The organism is Janthinobacterium leeuwenhoeki (genome assembly GCF_051380795.1).
In the GTDB taxonomy this organism is placed as follows: Bacteria; Pseudomonadota; Gammaproteobacteria; order Burkholderiales; family Burkholderiaceae_D; genus Janthinobacterium.
Map to the genome: position 1 here is coordinate 1 of NZ_JBNYXT010000001.1, position 13,393 is coordinate 13,393.

Consider the following 13,393-nt stretch of genomic DNA (forward strand, 5'->3'; position numbering starts at 1 on the left):
ATTGCAGAAAGACGCGAAGCATCGCGTCAACTTGAACGAAAAATGGGCTTGAACGGCTCATCGGTCGCCCATTTGGCGCGCCAACCTCGCCAGAAAACCGAATTGATCAGCGCTTCCCTAGGGGCCGACGGCCGCGTTCGGCCAGAAGCGGACAGTCGGCAATTGACCAATCAAGCTTTACTCAGAAAGTCAGCATGTCTTACCGTGATCCTTTTGATGTAATTTCATCCACCGTTGATCTGGATGATCCGGCAGAGCACGATGATGCTCAACGCTTTATGGTTAACGCCCTGGCTCGGGTGATCGAATGTCTACCCGTTACCGCGCAATCTTCTGTTTTGGCTGCTAAACGATATCTTGAGGGCGCGGCAACGGATAGCGAGGCCTTGGCTGTCCGGGAGAGGCTTTGGGAGACCATCCGAGGACGCGATATGTCGAATGACCCTGAGGTGTTGCGTGTCAGAACCACGATTTGTGCGCTGCACGGCATGGACGCTGAAGCTCCTTACGACAAGTTGGAATACTTTCTGATGTTTTGGGAGCGCAGCGGCTTAAGTATGGTCGAGCTAGCTGGAGCGATGTTCGACACATACGGCGTTGTTTATCACGACGTTTAATCGGCTGCGGTGTCATATGTCGAATGCGTCAGATCTATGTCTGCTTTGGGGCGGACCCCGCCAACAGCGGCAACCGGCCAGAAGCAGACAGTCTGCCTTTCAACTTAGTGACCACAGAATGATACTTTTCTTAGACTTTGATGGTGTACTCCATCCATTTCCGATGACGTCGACCAGCAGTCATTTTTCAGCGACTCCGTCACTATGGACAATCTTGGAAAAAATTCCTGAGATTTCAGTAGTCATCACATCAACCTGGCGTGAGCAATTTTCTTTGGCACAATTGGTAGAACTATTGAAAGGTCATGGAGGTGAGCACTTCTCTAATCGTTTCATAGGCGTTACTCCAATCATGGAAAGTACGACTGACTATGTACCCGGTATCCGTCAACGAGAGATTGAGTCGTGGTTGGTTGAAAACGAAGTTACCGACGAACCTTACATAATTTTGGACGACATAGAAGAATATTTCGATTCAACCTGTCCAAATTTGTATCTTGTCGATGGGGTCAGCGGACTCACTGATCATGACACTGCAATGATCCCAATCTGGTTGGGTATTTCAAAGTGAAATTCAAACGATGCATGTGGACCACCGTCTGCTTTGGGGCGAAAGCTGCCGCCCACAAAAGGTCCTGCTCGGCACAAACAGCCATGCGCTACGGATCAGTCCAGGCAGCCAACGGTATTTATATGCGAAATGCCGCCACGACCACGGTGCTGCGGCCGGACGAGCTCTGGGCGCCATCCAGTGTCACTCCAGTACCTGTACATGCCTCGCAAAAGGCTAGTCACGCACCAGTGATCGGACGGCAGTGACTTTCCCTGTTCAGGGTTCCGGCTTGTCAAACTCGATGCCATCTTCCGTGTAAGAAAACTTGGCTGACTCGCCGGTACATTCCCCCTGCGCCACGTCGGCAACATAGCGGCATTCGCTTTCCACACTACCGTCCGCACGCCAGTGCCGCGTCCAGCCCTGGCGCTCGCCATCCACGTATTCGATCAGTTGCCGGGGCTTGCCATCGGCATACCAGGAACGCAGCGCGCCCTCCTCGCGCCCGTCTGCGTTCCACTGCTTGTGCACGATCAATACGCCGGCCCGGCTGAAGCGCTGTTCGCTGCGCATGACATAGTGGCCGCTGTGCGTGCGCTTGCTGGCGACCTTGCCGTCCGGATAATACTCGACGCTTTCGCCGGCAGGCTTGCCGTCGACATAGTTGCCTGTGCGATGCACCTTGCCATCCGGGAAATAACTGGTGCTCGGCCCCGTCTGGATGCCGTTCACATACAGGCTGCGGCTTTCTACTGTGCCGTCCGGATAGAACAGCAGCAATTCGCCCTCCGTCTGGCCCTTGACCCGCGTCATGCGCGTGCGCAGCTTGCCATCCTTGTCGAACGTTTCCACCAGGCCATCGGCACGGGCGCCGTTGCGGTAGGTGCGCGACTCGATCAGCTTGCCATTCTGGTGATAGGTCTGCTCTTCCCCCTCCTGCACGCCGTTGCGCCACGTGCCGCGTATGGACATCTTGCCGTCAGGGTAATAGCGGGTCTGCGTCCCCTGCTGCACGCCTCGCCCATCTTGCTCAACCTGCATTTCCAGCTGTCCATGCGGGTAATACATGCTGTAGTTGCCCACCAGCTTGCCGCGCAGGTAATCGCGATCGTTGACCTGGCCCGTCAGACGCTTCGGCTCGCCTTCGCGCACATGATAAACCTCAACTTGCCAGGTGCCTGGCGTCTTGCCTGGCGGCAGCGGCAGGACCAGCGCATAGCGCGCATGTTCCTTGACTTCGCCGCTCGACAGATTGTGATTCAGGTACAAACGCGGCTTGCCGTCGGCACAGGCCTGCGGCTCGCAGCGGCCCAGCTTGCCAACTTCGGGCATGGCGAGCGCTCCCGCTTCGCCTCCCACCTTGCCTGGCGCGGGACAGAATGTGATACGCATCAACAAGGGCGTCTTGTTGCGGATCAAGGGAGCCAATTGATGCTTCATGGCGACATACTGATCCTTATCCAGGCGCACGGAAACGGCATTCATCAGCACCTGCCTGCCGCCGCAGCCGCTGTCGCTGGCGAGGGCCAGCACATCGCCGTCGGGCGTCGCCTTGATCGCGGTGACTACTTGCCGCTGCTCAATCTCGGCGCTGGCCAGCGCCGGCAACAGCAGCATGGCGCCAAACAAATGTTTCAAAGTGCGCGCCATGCCTGCTCCCTGCGCAACAGCTCCCGCGCTGGCGGCGCTTCGCCGCAGTCGCCCTGGGCCTTGCCGGCTACATACTGGCATTCGATTTGCAAGCTGCCATCCTCGCGCCAACTGCGGCGCCAACCATCGCGCTCGTCGTTCACGTAGTCGATGGAATGCTCGGGCTTGCCGCTTTCGTACCAGGAGCGCGACGTGCCCTGCTCGCGCAGTTGCTGGTCCCATTTTCGTTCCAACACCAGCACGCCCCGGGGGCTGTAGCGCTGGACGCTCAGCAGCACGCCCTTGTCGCCATACTGCTGGCGGCTTTGCACCTTGCCGTCAGGATAGAACCCCAGCGCCTCGCCCGTGGGTATCTTATTGACTTTCGAAATGGTGCTGCGCACGGCGCCATCGGGATAGTAACTCGTCGTCAAGCCATTGGATTTGCCCTGCTTTACTTCCGAGCGGCTGGAGATTTTCCCATCAGAGAAATACGTAAACATTTCGCCTTCGATGCGCTCGTCGCGCATAGTGTAGCTGGTGCTCAGCTTGCCATTCTCGTCGAAGGTCTGCACGGGCCCGTCGACTTGCTTGCCGTCGCGGTAGACCGTCGCCTCGCTCAGCTTGCCCGTCGCGTGATAGCGCTGGTGTTCTCCCTCGGGCAAGCCATGGCGCCAGTCGCCGCGCAACTCCAGGGTGCCATCGGGAAAGTACTCACTGCTGATGCCGTGCTGCTGGCCCTGCCCATCCTGCGCTACCCGTTCTTTGATCTTGCCATTCGGGTAATACGAGACATAACCGCCCACCAGTTCACGGAATACATAATCGGCCTTGTTGACATGGCCGGACAGGCGCAGCTTGTGGCCCGCCACGCTGTAAACGTCAACCTTCCACGTGCCCGGCAGCTTGCCTTTTGGCAAGGGCAACAGCAGTACATTCGGTGCCTTTTCCTGCTCGATGGGAAAGAAACGTTCGTGCAGGTACAGCCGCGCCCGGCCATCGGTGCAGCTGGTGGGTGTACAGACGGCGATCTGCCGCACGATGGGCACGCTCCCATCCTCCGGGCATTTTTTCAGGCCGACGAGCATGGGCGTCCTGGCGCGGATGTGCCGGGCCAGATCGGCTTTCAGCGCCTCGTACGGTGCCTCGTCCAGCCTGACCGAGTGGGCATCCATGCGTATCTGCTTGCCGCCGCAAGCCGTCGTGCCCGCAATAGTAAACACATCGCCGCCCTCGCTATCCTTCTCGCTGGCCATGCTTGCCAGCACCTGGCGCTGCACGATTTCCGCCTGCGCCAGGCTGGGGCACAACAAGCAAGCGCCCAATAGCGCGCATAAGATCTTGATTTTCATGCTATTCCTTTAATTTTCCGCCGTGACGGCCACACCGCCCGGCACGAAGCTGACCCGGCCATCGCGGTAGCGCACCAGCACCACCACCTCGGCATCCCGCAATTGACCGTGCTGCACGGCCGGCAAGTAGGTCCAGCGCTTGACGCTATCGAGCAGCACCTTGTTAAGCATCGGCTCCATCGGCAACTCGGCCGCCGCATAGGTCAGGGTGCCGTCGGCCGCGATGGTCAGGGTCAGGCGGTTTTCACCCCTTGCGTGCTTTTCGTCCAGCACGCCATACGCAACCGTCGTCATCGTCTCGCGCTGTACACTGCCGACCTGGTCCCGCAAGGGCGGCAAGGCCTTCAGCCTGGCTGCCAGCAGCGCACCATCGGCCAGCACCTTCTCCCAGCGTTTCTGGTAAGCGCCCGGCTGCGCCAGACGCAGCACCTTGGCGTTCATATCCATGCGCTGCGTCATGCGCGCGACGCCATTGTCGGCCGGCTGACCCGGCTCGGCCGGCAAGGCATGCTCCACGGCGTAGCGGTAAGCCGTCAGTTGCGCCAGCGCCACCAGGTTGACGGCATCGCCCTCGTCGCCGCCGCGCAGCTGCGCCGCGGCCGCGATGCCCAGCCAGGCCGTGCCATCCGTTGGGTGCGCCCACACGGCTTGCTCGAAGTACTGGCGCGCCGCCTGCGGTTCGTTCAGGCTCAGATGCATGCGGCCCATGGCCGCCGCCACCAGATGGTCGCGCGGGTTCGCTTGCAGCAGGTCAAGATAGGTCGCGACCAGCCCCGGCTCATAGCCGGGCACCCAGCCCAGGCCCTCCAGCAACGAGGCGCGCAGTTGCGCTTGTGTGCTGTCGCCGCCGTAGCCGGACGGCTTTTCCTGGCCGGAACGGTACAACAACTGCAAGCGGCGCGTCACGGCGTCATCGTCGCCCTTGCTGATCGCTTGCGACAGGCTGCGCACGGCCTTGCGCGCGTCCGACGGCTGGAAACCGGCCGCCTTGCGCGTGCGCCAGCGAAACACTTCCAGGCCAGCCGCCTGCTCGGCTTGCGCCTGCAAGCTGGCCTTGGCCTTGGTTTCATCGGGCGACGAGGTCCAGGCCGTAAAGCCGATCAGGAACAGCACGATCAGCACCACCACCACGGCCCAGCCCTTGCCCGTGATGCCGCCGCCAGTGTTGCCCGCCACTGGAATGGCGGCGGGCGCCTGCCCCGGCGCCGTGCGGCGCGTACTGCGCTGCGGCGGCTGAGGCTGAGACTGCGCCAGTATCTGCTGCTGCGCCTGCACGGACGCCTGCCCGGCCGCGACGATGACCTTGTCGCGCGCGCAGGCCGCGCAGCCCTGGCCCGCAAAATGCTGGTGTTCGGGATTCACGGCGCAAACGGTCAACTTGCCGCCGCTGCGCTGTGCATAGCCGCGCAGCAACTGTGCCCAGTCGGCCGCCGACGGCCGCTGGGGATTTGGCGACTGGGAAAACGCGCGGTCGAACATGGCGCGCAATTCGGGCGGCATCAGCGCGTGGCCGCTGGTGGCGTTCGGCGCCAGCTGCTTGTGGCGTTTTATTCCATACGCATAGCAGCCGTCGCGGATGCGCCCGGGAATATCGGTCGCCACTTGCGCATTGCCGGGCCGCCCGCTGTACGGGTGGATGCCGAAGTTGAGCAACTGGAAGATGACGACGGCCAGCGCAAAGCGGTCTTGCGCCATTTCCGTGCCCGCCGGCATGCCCTTGCGCTGGAATTCCGGCGCAAGGTAGTCGGCTGTGAATTGCTCGGCAGGAAAGCGCTCGGCATGGCCCTGGATGCTGAAACCGTCGCAATCGAGCATGGCGATGTACAGCGAATCGCGGTAAAAGCGCAGGTTCACGGGCTTTAAATCGACCACGTAATGCTGCTGCTGGTGCAGCGCATCGATGACGGCGGCCAGGTTGGCAGCCAGCGTCAGCTTGGGACCGAGCCCCGTGGGCAAGCCGGCCGCGCGCGCCTGGCGCTCCTGCATAATCTGTTCCAGCTCGGCCGTCTGCGCCATGTCCAGCAAGGGCATGACGAAACCGGCAAAGCCGCCCTGGCCGTCGAACACGGCCGCTTGCGGCCAGGCGATCTGCACGTAGCGCTTGCCGTTTTCCAATTGATCGGGCAGCTCGGGCGACAATTCCAGCATCGCTTCGAGCTTGCGCCGGTTGGCGGCCCGGTCCAGGTGCGGGTGGTACAGCTTGGCCACCTGCGCGGGCGCGCCGGGCAACAGATACACGCTGCCCGCGCCGCCGCTCTTGACGAGTTTGCCCAGGATCAAACTACGGACTTTATCCAGCCAAATTTTTCCACCCGGACTCAGGCCCGGTGTCACACCCTGCTTCTGGCTCATGCGCGCAAGGCCAGCAGCAGGGTCTTGTCGTCGCCCGTGATCTGGTGCGTGCGCGGGTCGGCCAGGGTGGACGCCAGCGCTTCGTTGCCCAGCTCGACGCTGTCGACCGTGCGCAGATAGCCTTGCACGGCATCCATGAAGGGCGCGTACAGGGCCGCATTGTTCTTGCTCATGGCAAAGGGCATGCAGCCGTCCGACATCAGCACGACGCCGCGCACGGACTGGGGAATCGGCAACAGGCGCAGCTGTTCGCGCCAGCGCTCGCCGCTGATAAAGTAGGTTTCGTTCGCGTATTCGCCGTTGGCGGGTAGCGAGATCAGTTCGCCTCCATCGCCCAGCTGCGCCACGCCCAGGCCGTCGCCCAGGTGAAAGAAGAAGCCGGTATCTTGTCCCATGACCACGCCCACCACGGTGCTGGCATAGTCGTCGAGCGTGGCGTTGGCGGCGCGGGCGATGTCGTCCAGCGCGGCGCGGATTTGCGCCAGGGTGCCTGCCAGCGCGCCATCATGTAAATCCTGCACGCTGGCACCCTGCTCCAGCCGTCCAGCCAGCGCCTGCACGGTGTGCGTAGCAACAAACTGCGCGCCCTGCTCGCTCAACCGCGCCGAACCGGCGCCATCGCAGACGATGGCCACCAAAACGTCGCCCACGACGGCGTGCGCGTGCGCATCCTGGCATGGGATATCTTTATCCAGGTGCGCCTTGCCCGTGACGGACGCGCCAAACACGCGCCAATGCTTGTCTACTGTCGCCATGGATCAGCGGGCTTTCACGTATTCACGACAGACCAGCCGTCCGTCGAGGCCAGCTGCGCCTGCGCGCCGGGACGCGATTGCGACACCACCTGCATGCTGGCGCTCAGCCACAGGAACAGTTCGCGGAACTGCAAGCCTTTCAGCTGCTTCACGCCGCGCTCGCCACGGCTGGAAAACTGTCCCAAGGTATCAATATTCGCGTGGTCGCCCACGGCGATGGGGAAAATCGCCACTTTATTCGCCTGCTCGCCCGCGCGCGCCTGTTCGGCGCCGTGCTGCCAGCGGTCCGTCGGTTCGCCGTCCGACATCAAAAACAGCCACGGCCGCGTGTAGGCCACGCCTGCCTGGCGGAAGCGCTGCTTTTCCTGCTCGATTTCGGCCAGGGCCAGTTCGACGGCCGCACCGGTCGGCGTGGTGCCGTTCGCTTCCAGGTGGGGCGCCGTGAAATCCATGGCGTCGCACCAGTTGCTGGCGACCACGGCTTCATCGTGGGCGCCATATTGAATCACCAGGATGCGCACGCGCTTGGCAGCGATCACGTCGGACTTGAGTTCCTGTTCCAGCAAGGCCAGGCCTTCGTTGAGCAGCGAGACGGGTTCACCATCCATGCTGCCGGAGCAGTCCAGCACCAGCACCAGCGGCGTGCGTTGTTCGGTATTGTCGACCAGGGCGACATCGGGAATCATTATTGAACTCATGGGCAATCGGTAAATGTGAAATCGAACATAGTGCGAATCTTACATCATGGACGTGTTTTAGCCGCGCGAGTTTCCTACAGAACACTATCCAGGCAGATTTGCGCGCACCATTGCAGCACCGATATCTTTGTACTATCTTGATAGTGGCCCAGGACAGATGGCAGCGACCAGTCCCTTCCTCACAAAGGTGGAGTGCTTCGCTGCGCAACACCGCCCTTACCCAGTTCCGCACCTGCACGCCGGCGGCACACTGATGTCATCAGGATTGGGGGCACGCATGGACACAGGTACGGCAACGGCGGATGTGGGCAAACTGATCGGCGCCATGTACGACTCAGCCTGCGGCGCAGGCGACTGGCCGCAGCTCGACAGCGCGGGCCTGAGCGGCCAGCAATGGCAGGAACTCTTGCCGCATCTGCAACGCGCACTGTGCCTGCAGCAGCGCCTGCGCGAAGCGCAACTGGCCAGCCACTGCGCGCTGGCGGCGCTCGACGCCATGGGCGCCGCCGTGCTGATGCTCGACGCCAACCTCGGACTGCGTTTCGCCACCCCCGCCGGCCACGCCTTGCATGCGGCGCAACTGGAACCCTCCGTGCCGCCCGCCCTGGCGCGCGCCGTGCGCCTGATTATCGCCAGCGCCAGCGCCGGCGGCGCACAGCAATGCCAGTCGCTGCGTCTGGCGCGCAAGCAGCAAGCGGCGCTGGCCCTGAGCGTCACCGCGCTTGCCGATTGCCAGCCCCCATGCGCACTGCTGATCGCGCGCGACCCGACACAAACGTGTACCTCCGTTCCTGCCCTGCGCCAGCTGTTTGACTTGACGCAAGCCGAGGCGCAAGTGGGCAAGGCGCTGGCGCAAGGGGCCACCATCGAGGAAATCGCGGCGCAGGGCGGCATCAGCGTCAACACCGTCAAAACCCATCTGCACCACACCTATTTGAAGACGGATACGCGGCGCCAGGGCGAGCTGATCGCCCTGATCCACGGCGCCACGGCGCACCTGGCCGTACTTGATGCATGAGGCCGTGTCATCCGATCGGATGATGCGCGGTGCATATTGCCTGCCTACACTGGCAAGACCGGTAGGCCGCACCTTGCCAGTGTGACAGCAGCGCTTGCGGACCAGCCGGCTCGGTTTCCCTGGCACCCACATCAACATCGCCGCGCTGGCAGCGGGCGGCACCACACTTCGAGGATGGGCTGGAAAATGAAAACATGGATCTTGGCCGGCACCCTGGGCGTCTGCGCCCTGCTGGCAAATGCGCAAACGCTCCCGGAGAGCCAGACCGTCACCATTCCCGGCGGACGCCTGCACACGATAGAACTGCCGGCACACAGGCATTTCATGAATGCGGAGACGTTTGCCCCGTTCCGCGGCGGCTATGAGCTGTCGAACGGGCAAGTGCTCTACCTGCGCAATACCAGCAGCATCGGCGCCATCATGTATGCGCGCATCGATGACCAGGAAGAACACCGCATCATCGCCACCGGCCGCGACAGCTTCGTGGCGCTCGACCGGCAACTGGCCATGCGCATCGACTTGCGCGACGATGGCAGCGTGGGCGGCGAAGTGCTGATGCGGGTGCCGGCCGAAAAACTGGCCAGCGGCGAGATCGTGCCCGCCCACGTGCAAAGCATGGGCCTGGCATCGCGCTGAGGCTGCTAGCCGCATTCGACATGGGTGGCAGCCATGAGCAAACAGTATTCTGTGCAACAGCAAAACGCGCTGACCCTGGCCGCCATCAAGCAGACGGCGGCCTGGTGGCGCGCCCGCCCCTTGCCCGACGCCTTGCGCCAGTGCGCCGCCAGCCATGGCGTGGCGCTGGGCACGGCCCTCATGTTTGAGCTGCAACTGGCCTGGCCCGACATGCCCGCCGTGGTCGGCAAGCTGCTGAGCGCCGACGGCCACTTCATCCATTTCGAGATGGATCTGGACGACAACTTGCGCCCCTTGCCCGGCAGCGTGGCGTGGGACGACATCAGCGCCGGCGTCGACCTGGCCGCACACAAACGGGGTACTGGCGTGGGCTATGGGGTGTTGTGCAAGAAAGTGTTACAGGAATTGAATCGCGGCGCTTCCTAGCGAAACCTCTGCCTTCGCATGCTATGATCGGCGCCCCGTTCATGACACAAATGGCAACGCCACATGCAGCATCCATCCCGCAACAACCCGATCTCAACGCTGCTGCGCGGCGGTCTGCGCCTGCTGGCCTGGCCCCTGCTGGCCCTGGTCAGCGCCGCCTGCACCAGCACCACGCGCCATCCTGCCAGCGAGCCCACGCAAGTCATCTTGCGCTTTACCTATGACGATGGCAAGCCCATGCGGCATGACGATTACCTGGCCCAGGCGCGCCAGGAAACGTATATCAAGGATTGCAGCAAGATCGGCAGCACCCGTGTCTGCGACATCGGCTCGGATGTACTCTTCATGGGCGGCGACGCCCCGCTGGACGCCAATGGCGAAGTACGCGTCACCCTGCACTCTACCGGCCCCATCGGCAACAATCCGACCGACCTCTGCATCAAGGGAAAAGGCTACGTCTTTGATTCCGGCAACTGGCGACGCGGTCCGTTTCACCATGGCCAGGTGATCGAGATACGCTACAGGATCAGCGAAGTGGAGATGGCGTGCCCCTGGTCGTCGGGCACGCCGCCGTGGTGGGACAAGAGTTAAGCCAGCCGGGGCCGGCTGGCCCGGCTTTATTGCAACTCGAACTCCGCAGGAGTCAAGCCCAGCTCGCGCGCGATCTTGCTGGCCACGCGCTGCTCGTTGGCATCGAAATTGCCGTCCGACGAAGCAACGGCGATAATCATGCGCACCAGCAGGCGCGACGCCTCCACATTCGACTTCATCTTGCCCAGCGCCTGATACGCCTTGGCTTCGCCGATATCCTTGTCGAATTCCAGCTGACCGACATAGTCCTGGAAAGCCTTGATTACGTCCGTGGTGGTAAACACGGACAGCGCGTCATTGCTTTCAATAAACTTCACCATCTTCTGCTTCTCTTCCGCACTGACGCTGCCATCGGCCATGGCGATCAAGGCCGAGCCCGCCATCGCGGCGTTCAGGAAATCCTTGTTCTTGTACTTCAGTGCTTCGGTTTTCAGTTCACTTGCTTTGGACTTCAGTTTGGACAAAAAGGAATCGAAACTCATGGTGGTTCTCCGGGTTGGTCATTCATCAGTGCGGCAAGACACGCCGCCATGTGCGGTAGTTGAGGGTGCAAGCTTGAAATACAAGCAATGAACTACGCCATACGCTCACTGGCGGTATTTATCTCACCCACAGGCAAAAGCCGGGGTCAGACCCGTCGGGTCTGACCCCAGTTTCTGCCTTGGGGTGAAATTCAGCCAACTCTACGCAAACCCGCACAAAACACCGTAAAACCCCAATCACATAAAAATCATCTTCTTTGCAGTTGAAAAATAAGTAACTTCATGGCAGCATGGAATGACATTTTCTTTACTGCAAGGTTGTGATGGACAAGCAATTGCTGTTGATTTGCGCACTGACGTTCATCATCCACATCATCGGCACCCTCGCCTATTCCGTGCGCATCGCCGGCATCCGCACGCGGCGCATCGCCGTGTCGCTGGCACTGTTCAGCATTTTGATGCTGCTGTCACGCACTTCGAACTCTTTCCTGGGACCATTCCTCGCCAAGCGGGTGGAAACAGGCATCGACCAGCATGTTGCCGCCAGCACGCTATTGATAGACTTCCGCTGGCTGCTATTCTCCGCCAGCCTGGCGACCATCCTCGGCGCGATACTGATCCCCACGTTCCAGCGCGCCTTTTGCCGCGCCGTCGAACACTTCCAGGTGCACCGCTCCGTGCCCAAACTGCTGTTGCACGCCGTCTTCAAAGGCGGCTTGTCCTACCTGAAGACCTCCGCCAGCCTGCCCAAGCCCGCCAACGTCACGGGCCTGCGCGAAAAATCCGGCGTCTCCGTCTCCATCGTCATCGCCACGGCCCTGTGGACGGTGGGCGCATCTTTATCCACCTTACACCGCCGCCCTGTACGCGGGCGTGCTGGACCCCAGCGTGCGCGTCACCTCCAGCACGCTTTCATCGATCATCAACGGCGGCGCCACCATCATGATGGCCGTCTTCATCGACCCGCACATGTCAGGCATGACGGATGACGTCATCGAGGGAAAGATCGAAGAATCGCAATTCCGGCGTGCGGTGGTGTGGCTCGTGGGGAGCAGATTGGCTGGGACGCTGATTGCGCAGTTTTTGCTGGTGCCGTCGGCGGTGGTGATTGTGGGGGTGGCCAATAAGTTGTAAACGCAATTTTCTGAAATACAATTTTATTAAAGAAATTTAAAGGCAAACATGAAGGTTTTTCTTAGCTGGTCAGGCATAACAAGCCATAAGACTGCCATAATTTTTAGAGATTGGTTACCATCAGTCATTCAGTCCATTGTCCCTTATGTGTCTTCTGAGGACATTGACAAGGGAGCAAGGTGGAGCACGGACATTGCTCAAGAATTAGAGGATTCCAGCTTTGGGATATTATGCGTAACAAAAGAAAATGTTCATGCTCCGTGGCTAACATTTGAAGCAGGGGCGCTATCAAAAACAATGGAAAAGGCATCTGTTAGCCCTTTCTTATTCGACATAAAACGGTCAGAAGTTAGCGGCCCAATTCTGCAATTCCAGTCGACAATTTTCGAAAAAGAAGATATTAGGAAGTTAATATCATCATTAAACAGAGCGTGCGCTGCTGAAAGCTTAAGCGAAGAACGGCTAGAAAAAGCATTCTCAGTATGGTACCCAACACTTGAAGAACAACTTAATTCGCTGCACAAAATTAATATTGAGTCGTCATTCAATGAAGAAAAAGAAGAAATCATTGATACGACAGGGAAAATACTAGAAGAAATATTGGATTTAACAAGAAGCAATCAAAAACTCTTAAGAAATCCCGATGGGGAATTCACTAAAGAAGTCGAGTCCATAAAAATAGCTGTAGACAAAGTGGCAAAGCGAATGGATTTTGATGGAGAACCACGTAGAATGAGGAAAAATCGCAGATTTCATCCGATGTTCTTTGAGGAATTATTAAACAACAGCCATACGTTCCTGGATAAATTCACTGGATTTCAGATTGCAATAAGTTTATTAAAAGAAGATTTCCCCTGGCTTTACGATTCTGGAATGGAAACCTTAAAAAGTCTTCGTAGTTTAACTCTATCAAGAGAGAAAAAAGAAAGAACAATAGAAAAATTCTCTCAGTTAGTAAGTTTTACCTTTGAAAATCCAATGATGAGAGATATCTATTCCCCAGACAAGGATATATGGATGATGGGCAGAGAACTTCCATATTTTTTACGCGCATTAATTGAAAGAGATAATTTTTGAACGTGCAATACAATAAAAATTATGTTACTCAATAAAAATATTTAAATCATTGAATTATGGAAAATAGAAAGCC

At 59.5% G+C, this 13,393-nt stretch carries 14 protein-coding genes and 1 pseudogene; 9 read left to right on the forward strand and 6 right to left on the reverse strand.

Annotated features, from left to right (window positions below; translation table 11 throughout):
* The 3 genes from ACQ4WS_RS00005 to ACQ4WS_RS00015 all read left to right on the forward strand — a co-directional run.
* Positions 1-222: hypothetical protein (locus ACQ4WS_RS00005; protein WP_436472528.1), on the forward strand; the 222-nt coding region annotated here is incomplete at its 5' end.
* The gene (locus tag ACQ4WS_RS00010) at positions 195-617 is read left to right on the forward strand and encodes a hypothetical protein (protein WP_436472530.1); all 423 of its coding nucleotides are present in this window, start codon (positions 195-197) and stop codon (positions 615-617) included. The genes ACQ4WS_RS00005 and ACQ4WS_RS00010, both read left to right, overlap by 28 nt.
* Positions 618-735: 118 nt before the next feature.
* Positions 736-1,188 carry an HAD domain-containing protein gene (locus ACQ4WS_RS00015; RefSeq protein ID WP_436472532.1) on the forward strand — a complete coding sequence of 151 codons (453 nt, stop codon included), beginning with the start codon at positions 736-738 and terminating at the stop codon, positions 1,186-1,188.
* A 258-nt stretch (positions 1,189-1,446) separates the two neighbouring features.
* Here the strand turns inward: ACQ4WS_RS00015 and ACQ4WS_RS00020 are convergent, their stop codons facing one another.
* From ACQ4WS_RS00020 to ACQ4WS_RS00040, 5 genes are read right to left on the reverse strand one after another with little or no spacing between them, the layout of a single operon-like run.
* Positions 1,447-2,820, reverse strand: a complete 1,374-nt coding sequence (locus ACQ4WS_RS00020) for a toxin-antitoxin system YwqK family antitoxin (RefSeq protein WP_436472534.1) — start codon at positions 2,818-2,820, stop codon at positions 1,447-1,449.
* Entirely contained in the window at positions 2,805-4,151 is a 1,347-nt protein-coding gene (locus ACQ4WS_RS00025; RefSeq protein ID WP_436472536.1) for a toxin-antitoxin system YwqK family antitoxin, read from the reverse strand. Before ACQ4WS_RS00025 ends, ACQ4WS_RS00020 begins: the two co-directional genes overlap by 16 nt.
* Positions 4,152-4,160: 9 nt before the next feature.
* A complete protein-coding gene (locus ACQ4WS_RS00030; protein WP_436472538.1) occupies positions 4,161-6,503 on the reverse strand; it encodes a hypothetical protein in 2,343 nt (780 codons plus the stop codon).
* Positions 6,500-7,258, reverse strand: a complete 759-nt coding sequence (locus tag ACQ4WS_RS00035; RefSeq protein WP_436472540.1) for a PP2C family serine/threonine-protein phosphatase — start codon at positions 7,256-7,258, stop codon at positions 6,500-6,502. Before ACQ4WS_RS00035 ends, ACQ4WS_RS00030 begins: the two co-directional genes overlap by 4 nt.
* A gap of 14 nt (positions 7,259-7,272) precedes the next feature.
* Positions 7,273-7,956, reverse strand: a complete 684-nt coding sequence (locus ACQ4WS_RS00040) for a vWA domain-containing protein (RefSeq protein WP_436472542.1) — start codon at positions 7,954-7,956, stop codon at positions 7,273-7,275.
* A gap of 277 nt (positions 7,957-8,233) precedes the next feature.
* Between ACQ4WS_RS00040 and ACQ4WS_RS00045 the strand changes: the two genes are divergently transcribed.
* From ACQ4WS_RS00045 to ACQ4WS_RS00060, 4 genes are all read left to right on the forward strand, one after another.
* The gene (locus tag ACQ4WS_RS00045; RefSeq protein ID WP_436472544.1) at positions 8,234-8,974 is read left to right on the forward strand and encodes a helix-turn-helix transcriptional regulator; all 741 of its coding nucleotides are present in this window, start codon (positions 8,234-8,236) and stop codon (positions 8,972-8,974) included.
* A 186-nt stretch (positions 8,975-9,160) separates the two neighbouring features.
* Positions 9,161-9,610, forward strand: a complete 450-nt coding sequence (locus tag ACQ4WS_RS00050; RefSeq protein WP_436472546.1) for a hypothetical protein — start codon at positions 9,161-9,163, stop codon at positions 9,608-9,610.
* A 33-nt stretch (positions 9,611-9,643) separates the two neighbouring features.
* The gene (locus tag ACQ4WS_RS00055) at positions 9,644-10,036 is read left to right on the forward strand and encodes a hypothetical protein (protein WP_436472548.1); all 393 of its coding nucleotides are present in this window, start codon (positions 9,644-9,646) and stop codon (positions 10,034-10,036) included.
* A gap of 63 nt (positions 10,037-10,099) precedes the next feature.
* Positions 10,100-10,627: a hypothetical protein gene (locus tag ACQ4WS_RS00060; RefSeq protein ID WP_436472550.1), complete on the forward strand. Its 528-nt coding sequence runs from the start codon at positions 10,100-10,102 to the stop codon at positions 10,625-10,627.
* Positions 10,628-10,653: 26 nt separating this feature from the next.
* Here ACQ4WS_RS00060 and ACQ4WS_RS00065 read toward each other — a convergent pair whose 3' ends face one another.
* Complete coding sequence (locus ACQ4WS_RS00065; RefSeq protein ID WP_070218685.1) at positions 10,654-11,109, reverse strand: tellurite resistance TerB family protein; 456 nt, start codon at positions 11,107-11,109, stop codon at positions 10,654-10,656.
* A gap of 323 nt (positions 11,110-11,432) precedes the next feature.
* Between ACQ4WS_RS00065 and ACQ4WS_RS00070 the strand changes: the two are divergent.
* Positions 11,433-12,243: pseudogene (locus ACQ4WS_RS00070) on the forward strand (lipid II flippase Amj family protein).
* Positions 12,244-12,291: 48 nt separating this feature from the next.
* Positions 12,292-13,320 carry a toll/interleukin-1 receptor domain-containing protein gene (locus tag ACQ4WS_RS00075; protein WP_436472552.1) on the forward strand — a complete coding sequence of 343 codons (1,029 nt, stop codon included), beginning with the start codon at positions 12,292-12,294 and terminating at the stop codon, positions 13,318-13,320.
* The last annotated feature ends 73 nt before the right edge of the window (positions 13,321-13,393 follow it).

Coding starts and splice junctions, on each gene's coding strand:
- ACQ4WS_RS00010 (WP_436472530.1), top strand. CDS start 195: ATGTCTTACCGTGATCCTTTTGATGTAATTTCATCCACCGTTGATCTG.
- ACQ4WS_RS00020 (WP_436472534.1), bottom strand. CDS start 2,820: ATGGCGCGCACTTTGAAACATTTGTTTGGCGCCATGCTGCTGTTGCCG.
- ACQ4WS_RS00025 (WP_436472536.1), bottom strand. CDS start 4,151: ATGAAAATCAAGATCTTATGCGCGCTATTGGGCGCTTGCTTGTTGTGC.
- ACQ4WS_RS00040 (WP_436472542.1), bottom strand. CDS start 7,956: ATGAGTTCAATAATGATTCCCGATGTCGCCCTGGTCGACAATACCGAA.
- ACQ4WS_RS00075 (WP_436472552.1), top strand. CDS start 12,292: ATGAAGGTTTTTCTTAGCTGGTCAGGCATAACAAGCCATAAGACTGCC.
- ACQ4WS_RS00030 (WP_436472538.1), bottom strand. CDS start 6,503: ATGAGCCAGAAGCAGGGTGTGACACCGGGCCTGAGTCCGGGTGGAAAA.
- ACQ4WS_RS00045 (WP_436472544.1), top strand. CDS start 8,234: ATGGACACAGGTACGGCAACGGCGGATGTGGGCAAACTGATCGGCGCC.
- ACQ4WS_RS00065 (WP_070218685.1), bottom strand. CDS start 11,109: ATGAGTTTCGATTCCTTTTTGTCCAAACTGAAGTCCAAAGCAAGTGAA.
- ACQ4WS_RS00055 (WP_436472548.1), top strand. CDS start 9,644: ATGAGCAAACAGTATTCTGTGCAACAGCAAAACGCGCTGACCCTGGCC.
- ACQ4WS_RS00060 (WP_436472550.1), top strand. CDS start 10,100: ATGCAGCATCCATCCCGCAACAACCCGATCTCAACGCTGCTGCGCGGC.
- ACQ4WS_RS00035 (WP_436472540.1), bottom strand. CDS start 7,258: ATGGCGACAGTAGACAAGCATTGGCGCGTGTTTGGCGCGTCCGTCACG.
- ACQ4WS_RS00050 (WP_436472546.1), top strand. CDS start 9,161: ATGAAAACATGGATCTTGGCCGGCACCCTGGGCGTCTGCGCCCTGCTG.
- ACQ4WS_RS00015 (WP_436472532.1), top strand. CDS start 736: ATGATACTTTTCTTAGACTTTGATGGTGTACTCCATCCATTTCCGATG.